Source organism: Novosphingobium chloroacetimidivorans (assembly GCF_014204535.1).
Taxonomy (GTDB): Bacteria; Pseudomonadota; Alphaproteobacteria; order Sphingomonadales; family Sphingomonadaceae; genus Novosphingobium; species Novosphingobium chloroacetimidivorans.
On record NZ_JACHLR010000003.1, the window covers coordinates 177364 to 192708 of the forward strand.

10 protein-coding genes are annotated in these 15345 nt (G+C 67.9%); 5 read left to right on the forward strand and 5 right to left on the reverse strand.

Annotated elements, in window-relative coordinates; translation table 11 throughout:
• Positions 1-27: 27 nt before the first annotated feature.
• The 5 genes from treY to HNO88_RS04895 form a co-directional block, all read right to left on the reverse strand.
• Positions 28-2436, reverse strand: a complete 2409-nt coding sequence (gene treY, locus HNO88_RS04875; RefSeq protein WP_184242956.1) for a malto-oligosyltrehalose synthase — start codon at positions 2434-2436, stop codon at positions 28-30.
• The gene (gene malQ, locus HNO88_RS04880) at positions 2433-4388 is read right to left on the reverse strand and encodes a 4-alpha-glucanotransferase (RefSeq protein WP_184242957.1); all 1956 of its coding nucleotides are present in this window, start codon (positions 4386-4388) and stop codon (positions 2433-2435) included. The genes treY and malQ overlap by 4 nt, the downstream gene beginning before the upstream one ends.
• Positions 4385-6214, reverse strand: coding sequence for a malto-oligosyltrehalose trehalohydrolase (gene treZ / locus HNO88_RS04885; RefSeq protein WP_312856992.1), 1830 nt, complete (start codon positions 6212-6214; stop codon positions 4385-4387). The genes malQ and treZ overlap by 4 nt, the downstream gene beginning before the upstream one ends.
• On the reverse strand, positions 6211-8316 hold the full coding sequence (gene glgX, locus HNO88_RS04890) for a glycogen debranching protein GlgX (RefSeq protein ID WP_246381185.1): 2106 nt from the start codon (positions 8314-8316) through the stop codon (positions 6211-6213). Before glgX ends, treZ begins: the two co-directional genes overlap by 4 nt.
• Positions 8317-8482: 166 nt before the next feature.
• Positions 8483-9268: an energy transducer TonB gene (locus HNO88_RS04895; protein ID WP_184242959.1), complete on the reverse strand. Its 786-nt coding sequence runs from the start codon at positions 9266-9268 to the stop codon at positions 8483-8485.
• A 155-nt stretch (positions 9269-9423) separates the two neighbouring features.
• Here HNO88_RS04895 and HNO88_RS04900 point away from each other — a divergent pair, with 155 nt between their 5' ends.
• The 5 genes from HNO88_RS04900 (at position 9424) to HNO88_RS04920 (ending at position 15322) form a co-directional block, all read left to right on the forward strand.
• Positions 9424-10119: a PepSY-associated TM helix domain-containing protein gene (locus HNO88_RS04900; RefSeq protein ID WP_281383986.1), complete on the forward strand. Its 696-nt coding sequence runs from the start codon at positions 9424-9426 to the stop codon at positions 10117-10119.
• An 18-nt stretch (positions 10120-10137) separates the two neighbouring features.
• Positions 10138-10623 (forward strand): DUF2271 domain-containing protein, encoded by a 486-nt coding sequence (locus tag HNO88_RS04905; RefSeq protein WP_184242961.1) that lies wholly within the window; start codon positions 10138-10140, stop codon positions 10621-10623.
• Between the two features lie 52 nt (positions 10624-10675).
• Positions 10676-11647, forward strand: a complete 972-nt coding sequence (locus HNO88_RS04910) for a DUF4198 domain-containing protein (RefSeq protein ID WP_184242962.1) — start codon at positions 10676-10678, stop codon at positions 11645-11647.
• Positions 11648-11650: 3 nt separating this feature from the next.
• Positions 11651-12640, forward strand: a complete 990-nt coding sequence (locus tag HNO88_RS04915; protein WP_184242963.1) for an FAD:protein FMN transferase — start codon at positions 11651-11653, stop codon at positions 12638-12640.
• A gap of 156 nt (positions 12641-12796) precedes the next feature.
• On the forward strand, positions 12797-15322 hold the full coding sequence (locus tag HNO88_RS04920; RefSeq protein WP_184242964.1) for a TonB-dependent receptor: 2526 nt from the start codon (positions 12797-12799) through the stop codon (positions 15320-15322).
• Positions 15323-15345: the final 23 nt, after the last annotated feature.

Below are 15345 nucleotides of genomic sequence, written 5' to 3' on the forward strand. Positions count from 1 at the left end.
ACCGGATCGGACCAGCGCAGTTGCGAGTCAACGAACCGCGACAGGGCTCTTCGCGAACAGATCGCGCGCGTGCCAGGTCCGGCCTTGCGCCTCGATCCGGGTGTCGCCCCACCAGTCGGCGCTAGGCACGGGTTCGACGTCTCCGAACAACGCGGCACCGAGCCGCACGGCAACGGCGCACAGGACCGTCTCGCCCTGGTGCGCGCGTGAGAAGGCCACGACGTGCTCGGCCCGTTCGCCAACGGCGTCCAGCGGCTCGTACCCCCCCTCGCGCAGAGCGCCACTGCCCTTGCGCGCTTCCAGCAGCCTGGCGACGAGCCGCAGCTTGGCCGCCTCTCCCTGGTCGTCGTCGGCCGCCAGCAAGCGACGGCGGCGCTGGTAGTCCACCGGGCGGCGATTGTCGGGGTCGACCATCGAGAGGTCGAACAACTCGCAACCCTGATAGGTATCCGGCACTCCGGGCACCAGGAAGTGCAGCGCCGCTTGCGCCAATGTGTTCGCCAGGGCCGGTGCGGCCAGCGCCTCCATGAAGGCAACGAAATCCTGCCGGAAGTCCGCACCGTCCTCACGTGTCAGCAGCAGCGTGGCAAGGTCATGGCAGCGCGCTTCGTACTCCTCGTCCGGCGCTTCCCAGGACGAGCGCAACTTGGCTTCGCGCAAGGCCTTGCGCTGCCAGTCGTGCACGCGCTCGAGCAGGCTGTCGTCGCCCTCCTGCGACGCTCCCACGAGAGTCTGGAACAGCAAGTAGGCATCACCCGCGTCCACTGCCGGCGCATGCTCCGCCGCAAGCGCCAGCCAACGGCGTACCCGCTGCGACCATGCATCCGGCACGGCACTGAGCACCGCCAGCCGGGCGCGGGCATCCTCGCCGCGCTTGTGATCGTGCGTCGCGGTGGCGAGCATGGCACGCGGGGTGCGCATCGCGCGCTCGCGCATCTCGCGGTGGAACTGCCCGAGATCGCAGGCGAAATGCCCCGGCTCGAAGCCGACATCGTTGGCGGAGAGGAGCGCGCCATGGCGATAGAACGCGGTGTCCTCCACGCCCTTGGCCGCAATCGGAGCGGAGAGTTGCTGGAACTGGCGCACCGCCTCTGCCGCGCCTTCACCTCCCTCGCCGGCAAGCCAGCCGAGCACCGCGTCGAGCACCGGCACTTCGCCAGGCGGCATGAGCGGCACCGCCGCTTCACGCGCGGCCGCCCGGATCGGCGCGTCGTAATCGGGTGCGCCCTGGCCGGTGGCGTACGTGCGATAGACCGGGAAGACCCAGAGCAGTCGCTCGATCGCCCGGCGCAGCATGCCCCGGGTGATCCAGGTATGGCTGACACCCGCTTGCGCCAGCGCATGGAAGCTCTTCACGCAAGCGACGAGTTGCCCCTCGAACTGCCACGCCAGCAAGTCCTGCCGCGCCGGCACCGCCTCCTCTTCGAAGGTCGCGCTGCGGCCGCTGATCTCTTCCCAGAGCTGGCCCAGCGGCGCTTGCCCGGCGGGATCGTGCAACACCTCGGACACCTGGCGCATGAAGTCGTAGCCGCTGGTGCCCTCGATCCGCCAGTCGGTGGCAAAGGGCTCGTCGCCGGCAAGAATCTTCTCGACGACGATGTACGCGGGCCGATCGGGCGCGATCGCATCGAAGCGGGCGCGCAACGTGCGGCAATAACCGGCGGGATCGGCAAGGCCGTCGACATGATCCACGCGCACCCCGTCGATGAGCCCACGCCGGAACAAGTCGAAGTAGAGCGCGTGGGTACGCTCGAACACGGCCGGATCCTCGATCCGCACGCCCGCCAGCTCGTTGATCGAGAAGAAGCGGCGCCAGTTCAGCTCATCGTTCGCAGCGCGCCAGTAGACCAGGCGATAGTGCTGCCGATCGAGCACCTCGGCGATCTGATCGGGCGAGAACGCCGCGCTGCGGTCAGCCTTGTGGATCGGGTCGTCTTCCCGGATCGGATAGATGGCGCCGCCGTAGAGTTGGACCGCCAGTCGCTCGCCACGAGGCACCAGCTGGATCGCACCATCCGCCAGCGCCTCGCGCAAGGGCGTGCCGAGCACCGGCAGAGCCACGCGCTCGCGCCAATCGATATCGAACACGGGCGCGTATTCGCTCGCCTGCCCATGCTCCAGCACGTCCAGCCACCAGGCATTCTCGTCGCCGGCCACGCCCATGTGGTTGGGCACGATGTCGATGATCAAGCCCAATCCATGCCGCTTCAGCGCTGCGACGAGGCTGAGCAGACCCTGTTCGCCGCCGAGTTCGGGATTGATCCGGGTGGGGTCTACGACGTCGTAGCCGTGCGTCGATCCGCGCGCCGCGGCGGTGATCGGCGAGGCGTAGAGGTGGCTGACGCCAAGCTCTGCCAGATAGGGCACCACCGCCTCGGCATCGGCGAAGGTGAACCCGGCGTGCAACTGCAGGCGATAAGTCGCCGTCGGGATCATGCCCGCCGCGCCTCGATCAGCGCGGCGAGGCGGCGCGCGGTGGCAGGTTCTGCGAGCAGATCGGCGAGCGGGCCGGACAGGCGGCGGCGCCAGTTGGGATGCTCGTCGATGGTGCCGGGCAGGTTGGGCTGCTCCTCCAGGCCGAGCAAGTCTTCCAGCGGCACGATCGTCAGAACACTGGGCGTGCGCCCCATGTGGGCGATGGCCGCCTCGACCACCGGCGCGGGCGCATCGGCTGGAGGCTGCGGTGCGCCGTTCCCGATCGTGGACCAGAGTGCCGAGCGGTCGGCCATGCGTTGCGTCTCCTCACTATGCCAGTCGCCGCGCGCGAGGCGGCGATTCCAGGCGATGTCGCGGCCCATCCACCAGCCGGCGACCGTCGGGGTGTCGTGCGTTCCCGTCATGGTGATGGCCCGGGTGGCGTAGTCTTCGGCTGGCGCGAAACCATGTTCGTCGCGCTCGAACCAGAGCACGCGCATGCCCAGGATCGCCTTGTCCGCGATTGGTTCGGCGAAGCCCGGCGGGCGCGTGCCCAGATCCTCGCCGATCACCACCGCGCCGGCCCGGTGAGACTCGATCGCGACCACACGCAGCATGTCGGCGAACGGGTAGCTCAGGTACGCGCCCTCGCTGGCGGGGCGGCCCTCTGGAACCACCCATAACCGCGCGAGGCCGAAGGCATGATCGATGCGAACACCTCCGGCATGGCGCAGCGCCGCGCGCAGGGTCGCGATCCAGGGCGCGAAGGCGCTCTGCTGCAAGCCACGCGGCGAGAAGCCGGTGAGCGCCCAGTTCTGCCCATCGGGCCCGAGCGGATCGGGCGGAGCCCCGATGGTGAGCCCGCTGAGCATGGTGCCCTGCAGGGCCCACGCATCGCTCCCGGCCGGATCTATTCCAACAGCAAGGTCGGCAACCAACCCGATCGCCATGCCATCCGACTTAGCCTCGTGCTGCACCGCAGCCAGCGAGCGGTCGGCGAGCCATTGCGCGAAGAAGTGGAAGGCGATGGCATCCGCGTGCTCGGCGGCGAAGCGAGCAACACCAGGCGCTTCGGGATGCGCGTAATCGGCCGACCACTTGCGCCAGTCGCTAGCGCCCAGGTGCTGGACGAGCGCATCGAAGGTCGCCTGCCGACGGAGCGCGGAGCCTTGCTCCCGTGCCCAATCCTCGACGGCGCCACGCTGCTCGGTCGTGAGGCCGGCAAAGGCGGCGCGCAACGTGGCCTCTTGCTGCGGCAAGGCCTGCGCCCAGTCGATGAGGTCGCTCGCGGGGAGGGACGAGGCGGTCGCCGCCCCATCCAGCTCGGCAAGCGCGGGATTGAGGAACAGGCGGCTCGAAGGCGAGTAGGGGTAGAAGCTCTTGCCGCCGGGCAGCGGCGCATGGACGGGACTGATCGCCGCAGCAGCAGCGCCGTGTTTGGCAAGGAAGCGCACGGCTTGGCGCAAGTCGGCGAAAGTGCCGAACGGCGCAGCACGCTCGTGGAGTGATGGGATCTGGATCGCCGTGCCCCACAGGCGCCCGGACTTCGCACCCGGAAGGTCCTCGGGCAGCAGACAGCGCGGCGGTGCAATCGCGAGCACCACGGTATGCGCGCCCACTTGCAGCCGATGGTAGCCAGCCTCGGCGATCGGCGGCAGCACGCCGCGCACGATCGGCAGCGCGCGCTGCTCGCCGTGCTCCAGCGTCAGGTTTGCGGCCTCGGCGGACGCCAGCGAGGCAGGCAGCGCCAGCGGCACGTCGACATCGACCGAGAGGAACGCAGGCGGACGGCTCTGCTCCTCGTTGAGCGCTGCGAGGCTGGCTGTCGCGAGATCATCGGTTTCGCACGGGTACCCCAACGCGGCGAGCACGGCGGCAAGCGCCTCGTCGGATACGACCTGGTCGCGACCGTCCGCATCCTGCCAGGTCCGCGCGATGCCGACCGCCGCAGCCAGGATGTGAAGCTTGCTCATGCAGGCGCGAGCCGCGCGATGAAGCGACGGCCTTCGGCGTGGATGACCTCGCCGGCCGCCTCGGGCAAGTCGCCGGCTTCGTCGGCGAGGTCGATGGCGATGGTCAGCACTGCGCCGTCGCCCAGCGCCCACGACGCCATGACGGCGGCCGGACCGATCGTCTGTGCGCCGATCGCCCTGGTGCCGACCAGACGCGGCACGATCTGCTGTGTGCGCAAGGCGATCAGTTCGCGGTACAAGGCTTCCCACTCGGATGCATTCGGCCCGGGGCGAGGCTGCGAGGCGGTGAAGGTGCTCTCGGCGTTGGGATCGGGGATTCGGGCACGCGCCGCCTCGTCGGCGAAGGCCGCGAACTTGGCGAACTCCTTGCGGCGACCCTCGCGCACCGCGTCGGCGAGTTCGTCGTGGAAGTCGGTAAAGAACAGGAACGGGGCTTCGGACCCGCTCTCGTCGCCCATGAACAGCAGCGGGATCTGCGGGCACAGCAGCAGCAACGCGGTCGCGGCCCGCAGCTTGTCCGGGCAGGTGAGCAGCGTCAGACGCTCGCCCATGGCACGGTTGCCGACCTGGTCGTGGTTCTGCAGGAACGCGACGAAGCTGGTCGGCGGCAAGTGCCCGCTCAGCGAGCCGCGGTACTTGCCATCCTGGTTGGCCGAGGGTTCGCCCTGATAGATGAACCCTTCCGCCAGGCATCGCGCCAGGCGTTCGGCCGGGTGATCCGCGAAGTCGGCGTAGTAGGCGTCGGTCTCGCCGGTGAGCAGGACATGCAGGACATTGTGGAAGTCATCGTTCCACTGCGCATCGTAGAGATCGGGCGCGAGCCGCTGCGCATCGTTGTGCTCGTTCTCCAGCACCAGATGGACATGGCGGCCGGGCAGGGCCTCGCGTATGTCTTGGGCCAAGGTGTCGAGGAACGCGGGGTTGCCGATGGCGTGCACCGCGTCGAAGCGCAGTCCGTCGAAGCGATAGTCGGTCAGCCACATCAGTGCGTTCTCGCGGAAGAACGCCGCGACCGCGGGCTCGTCGACGGCTACCGCTCCGCCCCAGGGCGTATCGACATCGGTGTGGAAGAAGCCGGGCGCATAAGCCCCGAGGTAGTTACCATCGGGCCCGAAGTGGTTGTACACCACGTCGAGGAAGACCATCAGGCCAAGGCCATGAGCGGTGTCGACCAGGGCGCGCAAGTCGTCGGGCGTGCCGTAGCTCTCGGCCGGGGCGAAGGGCAGGACGCCGTCATAGCCCCAGTTGCGCGTGCCCGAGAAGGCGTTGATCGGCATCAGCTCGACGGCAGTTATGCCGAGCGCCGCGATCCGCTCCAGCTCCTGCGCAACGCCGCGAAAGCCGCCGAGGGTGCCGACGTGCAGTTCCTGCACGATGGCCTCGTGCCACGGCCGTCCGCGCCAGTCCGCGTGCTTCCAGGGGTAAGCCTCGGGCTCGACCAGCACGCTCCAGCCGTGCACGCCGCCGCTCTGCGAACGCGAGGCTGGATCGGGAACGACGGTGCCGTCCGCCAAGCGAAAGCGATAGCGGGTTCCGGGCTGCGCGGGTGCCTTGAAGGTGACGAAGCCGTTGGCGGCGAGGTCTTCGTCATCCCCGCGGAGGCGGGGATCCCGCTTCTTCGGATCCGGCGTTGCGTTCTGAAGAACAAGCGGGGCCCCCGCCTGCGCGGGGGCGACGGGGCTTGAGTTCGATGAGCCAGCCCTTCCGATCGACGAAACAGGCTCCTGCCCCTCGATTTCCAGCGTGACGCCGTCCTGTCCCGGCGCCCAGAGCGCGATGTGCCAGAGCCCGGGTGCTGCCTTCCGAGGGCCCCACCATCGCGTCACGGGTTGAATTCCGAAACCGAGCGGACCAGCGCGGCACTGTGGGAGGCGAGCGTGTACTCGGCGCCGATCTCCTCGTCCGCCACGTCGGGTCGCGAACTGTCGACCAGCAGCGTGCGCGCGGCGTTGGCGGTGGTCAGCGTGAAGCTCACCGGATCGTCGCTGGCGTTGACCAACAGGTTGATCGCCTCGACCGAGCCGTCGGCCAGCCGGGTCGCACGGCGCATGGAGAGGGCGCGCCCCTCGGGGTTCTGCCAATCCTCGGGCGAGAGTTGCTGGCCGCGCTCGTCCCACCATTCGACGTCGTTGATGCCGCCACCGGGCGAGTCCTGGCCATAGAGGAACACCTCGCTGCGCAGCACCTCGTACTGCTTGCGCAAGCCGATCAGCCGCGAGGTGAAGGCATTGAGCGCCGCGCCTTCCTCGCTGTCGAGAAGGGACCAGTCGATCCAGCTGATGGCATTGTCCTGGCAATAGGCGTTGTTGTTGCCGCCCTGGGTGCGGCCGAATTCGTCGCCCGCCACGATCATCGGCGTGCCGAGCGAGGCCAGCAGCGTCGTCAGCATCGAGCGCTGCACCTTGGCGCGGGTCTGCCTGATGCCCTCGTCGTCGGTCGGGCCTTCCGCCCCCCAGTTGCGAGACAGGTTGTTGTCGTGCCCGTCGCGGTTGTCCTCGCCGTTGGCTTCGTTGTGGCGCTCCTCGTACGAGACCAGATCGGCGAGCGTGTAGCCGTCATGGCTGGTGAGGAAGTTGACCGAGGCCCAGGGCCGCCGCGCGCGCCGGTCGAACAAGTCGCCCGAGCCGGAGAGACGCGCCGCCAGATCGGCGCGCATGCCTTCGTCGCCGCGCCAGAAGCGACGGTTGGTATCGCGGAACTTGTCGTTCCACTCGGCAAAGCCGGGCGGGAAGTTGCCGAGCTGGTAGCCCCCCATGCCGACGTCCCAGGGTTCCGCGATCAGCTTCAGGCGCCCGAGGATCGGGTCCTGGCGCAGGACGTGGAAGAAGGCGGCGTTCGGATCGAAGCCGTAGTCCGTCCGGCCGAGCGTCAAGCCAAGGTCGAACCGGAACCCGTCGATGCCGTAGGATGTCGCCCAGTAGCGCAGCGAGTCCGCCACCATCTGGATCACGCGCGGATGCGTCAGGTTGAAGGTGTTGCCGGTGCCGGTATCGTTGAGGCAATAGCGCTTGTCGTCGGGCAGCAGACGGTAATACGTCGCGTTGTCGAGCCCGCGCCAGCTGAGCGTCGGGCCAAGCTCCGATCCCTCGCAGCTGTGATTGTAGACGACGTCCAGGATCACCTCGATGCCGGCCGCATGAAGTCGCCGCACCGCCACGCGCAGCTCGTCTTGCGTGCTCTCGTCCGCGAAGTAGCTGGGCTCGGGCGTGAAGAAGTTGAGGGTGTTGTAGCCCCAGTAGTTACGCAGACCCTTTTCCTGCAGAAAGCGGTCCTGCGTAAAAGCCTGGATCGGCATCAGCTCAAGCGCCGTGACGCCCAGCCGCTTGAGGTGATCAATGACCTTGGGATGCGCCAGGCCGGCAAAGGTCCCGCGCTCCTGCGGCGGCGCTTCTTCCAGCAGCTTGGTCAGGCCCTTGGCGTGGGCCTCATAGATCACCGTCTCGGACCACGGCGTGTTGGGCCGGCGATCCTCCGACCAGTCGAAAAAGTCGTGCGTCACCACCGCCTTGGGCATAGCCGGCGCGGAGTCGCGCTTGTCGAAGCCGAGGTCCGCGCGCTTGCCTCTCAAGGGGTAGGCATGCAGCACGTCGTTCCAGCGGATGTTGCCGGAGAGGCGCCGGGCATAAGGATCGAGCAGCAGCTTGTTGGGATTGAAGCGGTGGCCCTGCTCGGGCTCATAGGGCCCATAGGCACGATAGCCATAGATCAGGCCGGGCCGTGCATTGGGCAGGTAGCCGTGCCAGACCTCGTCGGTGCACTCGGGCAAGGCGAAACGCGCGACCTCGCGCTTGCCGGCGGGATCGAACAGGCACAGCTCGATCTTTTCGGCGTGGGCGGAGAAGATGGCGAAGTTGACGCCCAGACCATCGAAGGTGGCGCCGAGCGGATAAGGTCTGCCGCTCTCGAGGCGATCGGGAAGAAGGCTCAAGTGTGCTCCGTGCATCTTTCTGGCTTGCGGCAGGGAGAATGCCCGCTGGCGCAATAGGATGCAGGAGAGAGCGTTGAGCTCACAAAAAAGGCGGTCTTGAGGCGTTCACCGTCTGCCGGGTGTTGCGAGCGTACTGGCCAAGGGAGCCTGATCGCCAATGGTCGCGTCAGGCAAGCCCGAACGTAACCGAAGCGATGCCGCGAACGGAAACGGGAACCCCGTTTTGTTGCTGCGGTGCATAGCGCCAGCGCTTGACCGCGCTCAGGGCTGCTCGGTCGAGCAAGTCACTACCGCTGCTGACGGCGACCTGCAGATCGCGGACTCTGCCGTCAGGACCGACCAGAATACGCAACTTAACCGTGCCCTGGATCTTCTGCCGCCGTGCGTCGATCGGATAAACCGGCGGCTTTCCGGAAAGCAATTGGCTCGACAGATCGCCACCCTCGACCGGCGCGCTGGGCGCCGGCGCGGCAGGCGCGGCGGCGGGGGCTGTTGGAGCGGCGATCACCGGAGCGACGGTCGTGGGGGGCTGGGCAGGCGGCGGCAGGTCCAGCGCGACTTGCGTCGGACCGGGCGAGGGAAGCTGGATCCTGGGCTGCGGCACGAAGGCCTGCTCGGGCTGGGCGACCGGCTCCTCGAGCTTCTGGGCCGGCGGTGGCGGTGGCGGCGTGGTGTCGAGTTCCTTGATCGACACGACCGTCAGATGCGCCGCTTCCTTGTGCTGGCCGACGATGTTGAGCGTTGCGAGGGCGGCGCCCACTGCCAGCAGCACGCCGGCAGACGCGACGAAGGCGATCGGCCCGGAGCGCCGCGAAGGCTGGTACACGGCCCGCTCGTAGACCGGTGCTACTGCGACTGCTTCGCGCACGTCCGCAAGCGAGACCACTTCGCCTCGCACGCGCGGCGAGGGTGCTGCCTGCGGTATCAATCGTGCCGATGCCAGCGTCGCCATGGATGCCCCTTCTCGATTGCAACAACCAAGCTATTGCGAGTCATTCGCATAGGCACTAAGGACCGTTCCGTCCAGACCTAATGGAGCGTCAGGCAGCCCCTTCCGATACGGAACCGGCCCTGCCCTCCGATCAGCCCCGTGGAAAGTCGCGCACGTTGGAAGCCGTCGAAGCCGCCGAGCCCGTTGCAAGCCCACGCGCCGCCACGCCGTCCGTGCGCAAGCCGGCCGAGCCGCGCAAGAGCCGCAAGGTCCGCGCCTTCTGGGTCAAGCAACTGCACACATGGCACTGGATCAGCGCCGCGGTTTCGCTGGCGGCGATGCTGCTGTTCTCGGTCACCGGCCTGACGCTGAACCACGCCGCCTCCATCGCGGCGGAACCGGTGGTGACGCAGAGCAGCGGACGCCTGCCCATGGCCTTGGTCGAAAGCCTTCCCGCAGCCGGCGACAGCCATGCTCCGCTGCCCGGCAAGGTCGCACAAGCCGTGGCCAAGGTCGTCCCGCTCGATCCTGCTGGCTTCGCGGCGGACTGGTCGGACGAGGGCGAGGTCTATGTCGCCATGCCGGGACCGGGCCGCGACGCCTGGGTCAGCATCGACCGCACCACCGGCGCGGTCAGCGCCGAGCGCACCGGACGCGGGTGGATCTCCTACGTTAACGACCTGCACAAGGGCCGCAACACCGGCTCTGCCTGGTTCTGGTTCATCGACGTCTTCGCGGTCGCCTGCCTGGTGTTCACGATCACCGGGCTGGTCCTGTTGCAACTCCATGCCAAGCATCGCCCGTCAACCTGGCCGCTGGTCGGCCTGAGCCTGGCAATTCCGGTCGTCATCGCCCTGTTCTTCATCCACTGACAAGAAAGTCCTGCCCAGATGAAATCGAAGGTTCTGCCCTCCCTTCCCTTGCTGGTCGCAGGCACGGTGGCGATGCCCGCCGCCGCGGCGACCGTCAGCGTCACGGTGCCGCGCATCAACGTCGCCGAGTATCACAAGCCTTACGTCGTGGGCTGGCTGGAGCCTGCCGCCGGCGGCGAGGCGAAGACGGTGTTCGTGTGGTACGACGTCAAGAAAGGCGGCCGTGAGCCCGGCACCAAGTGGCTGTCGGACTTGCGCAGCTGGTGGCGCAAGGGCGGCCGTTCGCTGAAGCTGCCGGCCGACGGCGTGAGCGGCGCGACGCGAGCGCCCGGCACCTATCAGGTCGCGCTCCCCGCCAACCTGCCCGCCGGACAGTACGTGCTGAAGGTCGAGGCCGCGCGCGAGACCGGCGGGCGCGAGCTCGTGTCGGTGCCGATCACGTTGCCGAAGGGTCGCGGCGCTGCCTCCGGCAAGACCGAACTGGGTGCCGTCACCGTCCGCTGAACCCTTGGCCCTGAGCCGCTGCCCTAACTCTCATCCTTGCAAAGGATCCATCATGCGCACTCGTCACGCCCTGATCGCCGCCGCCCTTCTTGCCGCTGGCTTGTCCTCGCCCGCCTGGGCACACCGCCAGTGGCTGCTGCCCTCCACCACCACGCTCGCCGGAACCAGCGAATACGTGACCGTCGATGGCGCGATTTCCAACGACTTGTTCTATGCCGATCACTTCCCGATCGACCCTGCGCAAGTGAAGGTCTGGGCGCCCGATGGCAGTGAGGCCAAGATCGAGAACGCGGCCACGCTGCGCTATCGTTCGACCTTCGACGTCAAGATCGACAAGCCGGGCACCTGGGTGATCGGCACCGAGCGTTCGGGCCTGATGGGGACGTTCAAGGTCAACGGCGAAACCTGGCGCGTGGGCAGCCGTGGCCGCAACGGCGGGCAGTTCGGTGGAGCGGGTGGCGCTGGCGGACCCGGCGCACCGCGTCCGGGCGGAGCGCCGCAGGGCCAGGCGCCCCGTGGCATGGGTCCCGGTAGCCCCGGTGGCCCCGGTGGCCCCGGTGGCCCCGGTGGTGCGCCGATGAAGTTCGTCGCCACTGCGGCCGAGATCCCGGCCAACGCCACCGACGTGAAGCTGACGGAGACGATCGGCCGCAACTACATCTACGTCACCGCCGATGCCCCGACCGAGAACGCGTACAAGGTGACCGGCAAGGGATTGGAATTCCAGCCGATCACCAAGCCCGGCGCACTCGCCTCCGATGAAGAGGGCCAGTTCCGGTTCCTGGTGGACGGCAAGCCGGCCGCCGGGATCACCGTCAGCGTCGTTCCGGGCAGCAAGAAGTTCCGGGAGGCCGAGGAGGCCCAGGAGCTGAAGACCGGCCCCGACGGCGTGCTCCGCGTGAAGTGGCCGGTGGCGGGCATGTACTGGCTCAACGCCAACGTGACCGACACCAAGACCAGCGAGCCGCGCGCCACCGAGCGCCGGCTGAGCTTCACCACCACGCTGGAAGTCGTCGCGCCCTGACCCATGCGCCTGGCGGTTCCGCTCGAGCTCGATCCGGCCACGCTGGACGGTTGGCGCCCCGGTGCGCCGGTCGTCGATCTGGCTGGCGAGACGATGGGGACGACCTGGCACGTCCGCCTAGCCGCACCGCCGGCCTTCAATCGCACGGCGTTGCTGAGCGCGATCGAAGGCCGGCTCGAGGCGATCCTGGCGCAGATGAGCCACTGGCGGGCGGACTCGCTGCTCGGCCGCTTCAACCGGGCGGGCGGGGGAACGTGGATCACGCTGCCACCGGACTTCCGCACCGTGCTGGAAGCAGGACTTGTCGTTGCCGAACGCAGCGGCGGCGCGTTCGACCCGGCGATCGGCGCGCTTGTCGACGCGTGGGGCTTCGGTCCCGAACCGGCCATGACCATGCCGTCCCCTGCCGAGCTGGAGCAGGCGCACGCAGTCTCCGGCTCGGCGCGGCTCGCCTATGACCGCGAAGCGAGCCGGCTGCGCCAGTCGGGCGGCGTGCGTCTCGATTTCTCCGGCATCGCCAAGGGGTTCGCTGTCGACGCGCTGGGCGCTGTGCTGCTCCGACATGGCTGCCGACACGCACTCGTGGAGATCGGCGGCGAGCTGCTGGGCCTGGGACTGCGACCCGATGGCGATCCCTGGTGGGTGGACCTGGAGACACCGGACCAGGGGATTTCGCCGCTCCGCGTGGCCTTGCACCAGATGGCAGTCGCCACCTCGGGCGACTACGTGCGCGGCCGGCACACCATCGATCCGCGCACCGGCGCCCCGGTCGAACATGCGCTGAGCGTCAGCGTGCTGCACGCCAGCGCCATGTGGGCGGACGCCTGGGCCACCGCGCTCGGTGTGCTGCAAGGCGCCGAGATGGAGGCGCTGGCATCCCGCGAGGCGCTCGCCGTGCGCACCCTCACGCGCGTGGACGGCACCTTGCACGAGTGGATCAGCCCTGCGCTCCAGGCGATGATCGACGAGTTGGACGAGCCTCCTACCGGCTGAGCGCGCAACGGAGTCCTCGAGGGTAAGCCGCTGATAACCTGAGCGATCCTGCCCGACATCGACGACGCTTCAATATAGCCTTGCTACTGAGTTTGACTCGCAATATCTGGCGCCCAGAGCAAAAGAACACGCCTTGTCCTCTAAGGGGGGAAATCCATGACATCCAAGCTTTCGCCATCGGCCGCGCGTCGCACGTTCCTGGCGCTCTCCTGCATCGCACCCGCCTTCGCCGGCGCCGCGCACGCGCAGCAGACCGACACGCCCGAGCGATCGCTCGGCACCGTCACGGTCACCGACACCGCGATCGAGGAAGGCAGCTACAAGGTCGACAAGCCCAGCTCGCCCAAGTTCACCGCACCGCTGGTCAACACGCCGCGCTCGGTCACCGTGGTGCCGGCGCAAGTGATCAAGGACACCGCCTCCGCCTCGCTCGTCGAAGCGCTGCGCACGGTTCCCGGCCTGACTTTCGGCGCGGGCGAAGGCGGCAATCCGCTGGGCGACCGCCCCTTCATCCGCGGCTTCGACAGCCAGGCGAGCACATACCTGGACGGCGTGCGCGACATCGGCGCGCAGAGCCGAGAAATCTTCGCGGTCGAACAGATCGAAGTGGTCAAGGGTTCCGACAGCGCGATGGGCGGGCGTGGCAGCGCCGGTGGCAGCATCAACCTCGTTTCCAAGATGCCGACCTCCGAGCGCTTCGTCGCCGCGAGCGGCGCGATCGGCACCGACGACTACAAGCGCGCCACGCTGGATGTGAACCAGCCCATCAACGACCTCGTCGGCGTGCGCGTCGCCGCCATGTGGCACGACCAGGACATCGCCGGTCGCGATGCGCTGTTCTCCAAGCGCTGGGGCGTCGCGCCTTCGGTCAAGATCGGCCTCGACGGCCCGACCAGTCTGACGATCGGCTACTACCACCTCGAGAGCGACGAGCTGCCGGACTCGGGCATTCCATACCTCTACACCGGCGCCAACGCGCCGGCCGGTGTGACCGAGACCGCGCCCGCACGCCGCTACACCACGATCTCGGGGGTCGAGGTCAACCGTCCGCGCGACGCCTTCTACGGCCTCAAGAACCGCGACTTTCGCAAGACCAACGTCAACAACCTGACCGCGCGCTTCCAGCACGAGTTCGACGGGGGCGTCACCATCCGCAACACCTCGCGTTACGGCCACAGCACGCAAGGCTATGTGTGGACCCAGCCCGACGACCAGCAGGGCAACGTCTTTGGCTTGCGCAACGCCGCGGGCCTGATCACCGCGCCGGGTGATCAGGTGTGGCGCCGTGCGAACACCCGCTACAGCTTCGCCGAAGGTCTGATCAACCAGACCGACCTGTTCGGCGAGAAGACGTTCCTGGGCCTCAGGCACAACTTCGCCGCCAGCCTGGAGTTCGCCTGGGAGAACGCCGGCAACGGCACCTACGTCTCCAACGCCGCGACCGGTGCCGCGATCTCCACCGGATCGAGCGTATCGCCCCGCTGCTCGGCGCAGAACATCGCGCGCTTCAATTGCACCAGCGTGTCCAATCCCAACTCCAACGATCCGTGGGTCAGCTATGCCGCGGACGACTCCAACGTGCTGGCGGGGGTCGAGCGCAGTCAGCGCAAGACCTGGACGCTGACCAAGATCGAGAGCTACGGCGCCTCGCTGTTCGACACCATTACCATCACCGACAGCCTGCTGCTCAACCTGGGCGGTCGCTACGATCACTACAAGGTCCAGGTCAGCCCCGGCCTCGCCGCGACCTCCACCGCCGCCCCGCGCAGCTGGGTCGAGCGCAACGACGACTTGTGGAACTACCAGGCCGGCCTCGTCTTCAAGCCGACGCCGCAAACCAGCCTCTACGTCTCGACGTCCAGCTCGGCGACGCCGCCCGGCTCGTTCCTGGCCCAGGGTTCGGAGGGCAACGCCCTGGGGACCTCAGGCACCACCGTCAACGGCGTGGTTCTGACGCCTCTCACTGCCCAGCAGCTGACCGATCAGCTCAAGATCGAGAAGACCAAGTCCTACGAGGTGGGCGCCAAGGCGAACCTGTTCAACGAAAGCCTGTCGCTCAGCCTCGCCGCGTTCCAGACCGACACCAAGAACGCTCGCACGACCGGACCGAACAACACCGTCGAGTTCATAGGCGAGCGCCGCATCCGGGGCATCGAGTTCGGCTTCAACGGCAACATCACGCCCGAGTGGAGCGTCTTCGGTGGCTACACCTACATGGACGCCGAGATCCGCGACGGTGGCTTCACGGCGACGACGGCGGTCGACAGCGCGACGGGGCAGACGCGCACGCTGCTGGCGCCCTCGGTGAACACGGGCAAGCCGTTCCCCAACACGCCCAAGCACAGCTTCACGGCCTTCACCAACTACAACGTGACCGACCGCTTCACCGTCGGCGGTGGCGCGATCTACATGAGCAAGGTCTACGGCGGCTTCCAGGAAGTGGGCGCGCGCACCATTCGCAACGGCGTGGTGATCATCCCAGGCCAGGTCGTCGGCCGCATGGTGCCCAGCTACTGGCGCTTCGATGCGAACGCCTCGTTCAAGGTCAACGATGCGATCCAGATCCAGGCCAATGTCCAGAACGTCGCCAACAAGCTGTACTACGACAAGGCGTTCACGGCGCACTACGCGAACCAGGCCGCCGGCCGCACGGCGATCCTGACGGTCAACGTCAAGTACTGACCTCTCGCGTTCAGGCGCGACCC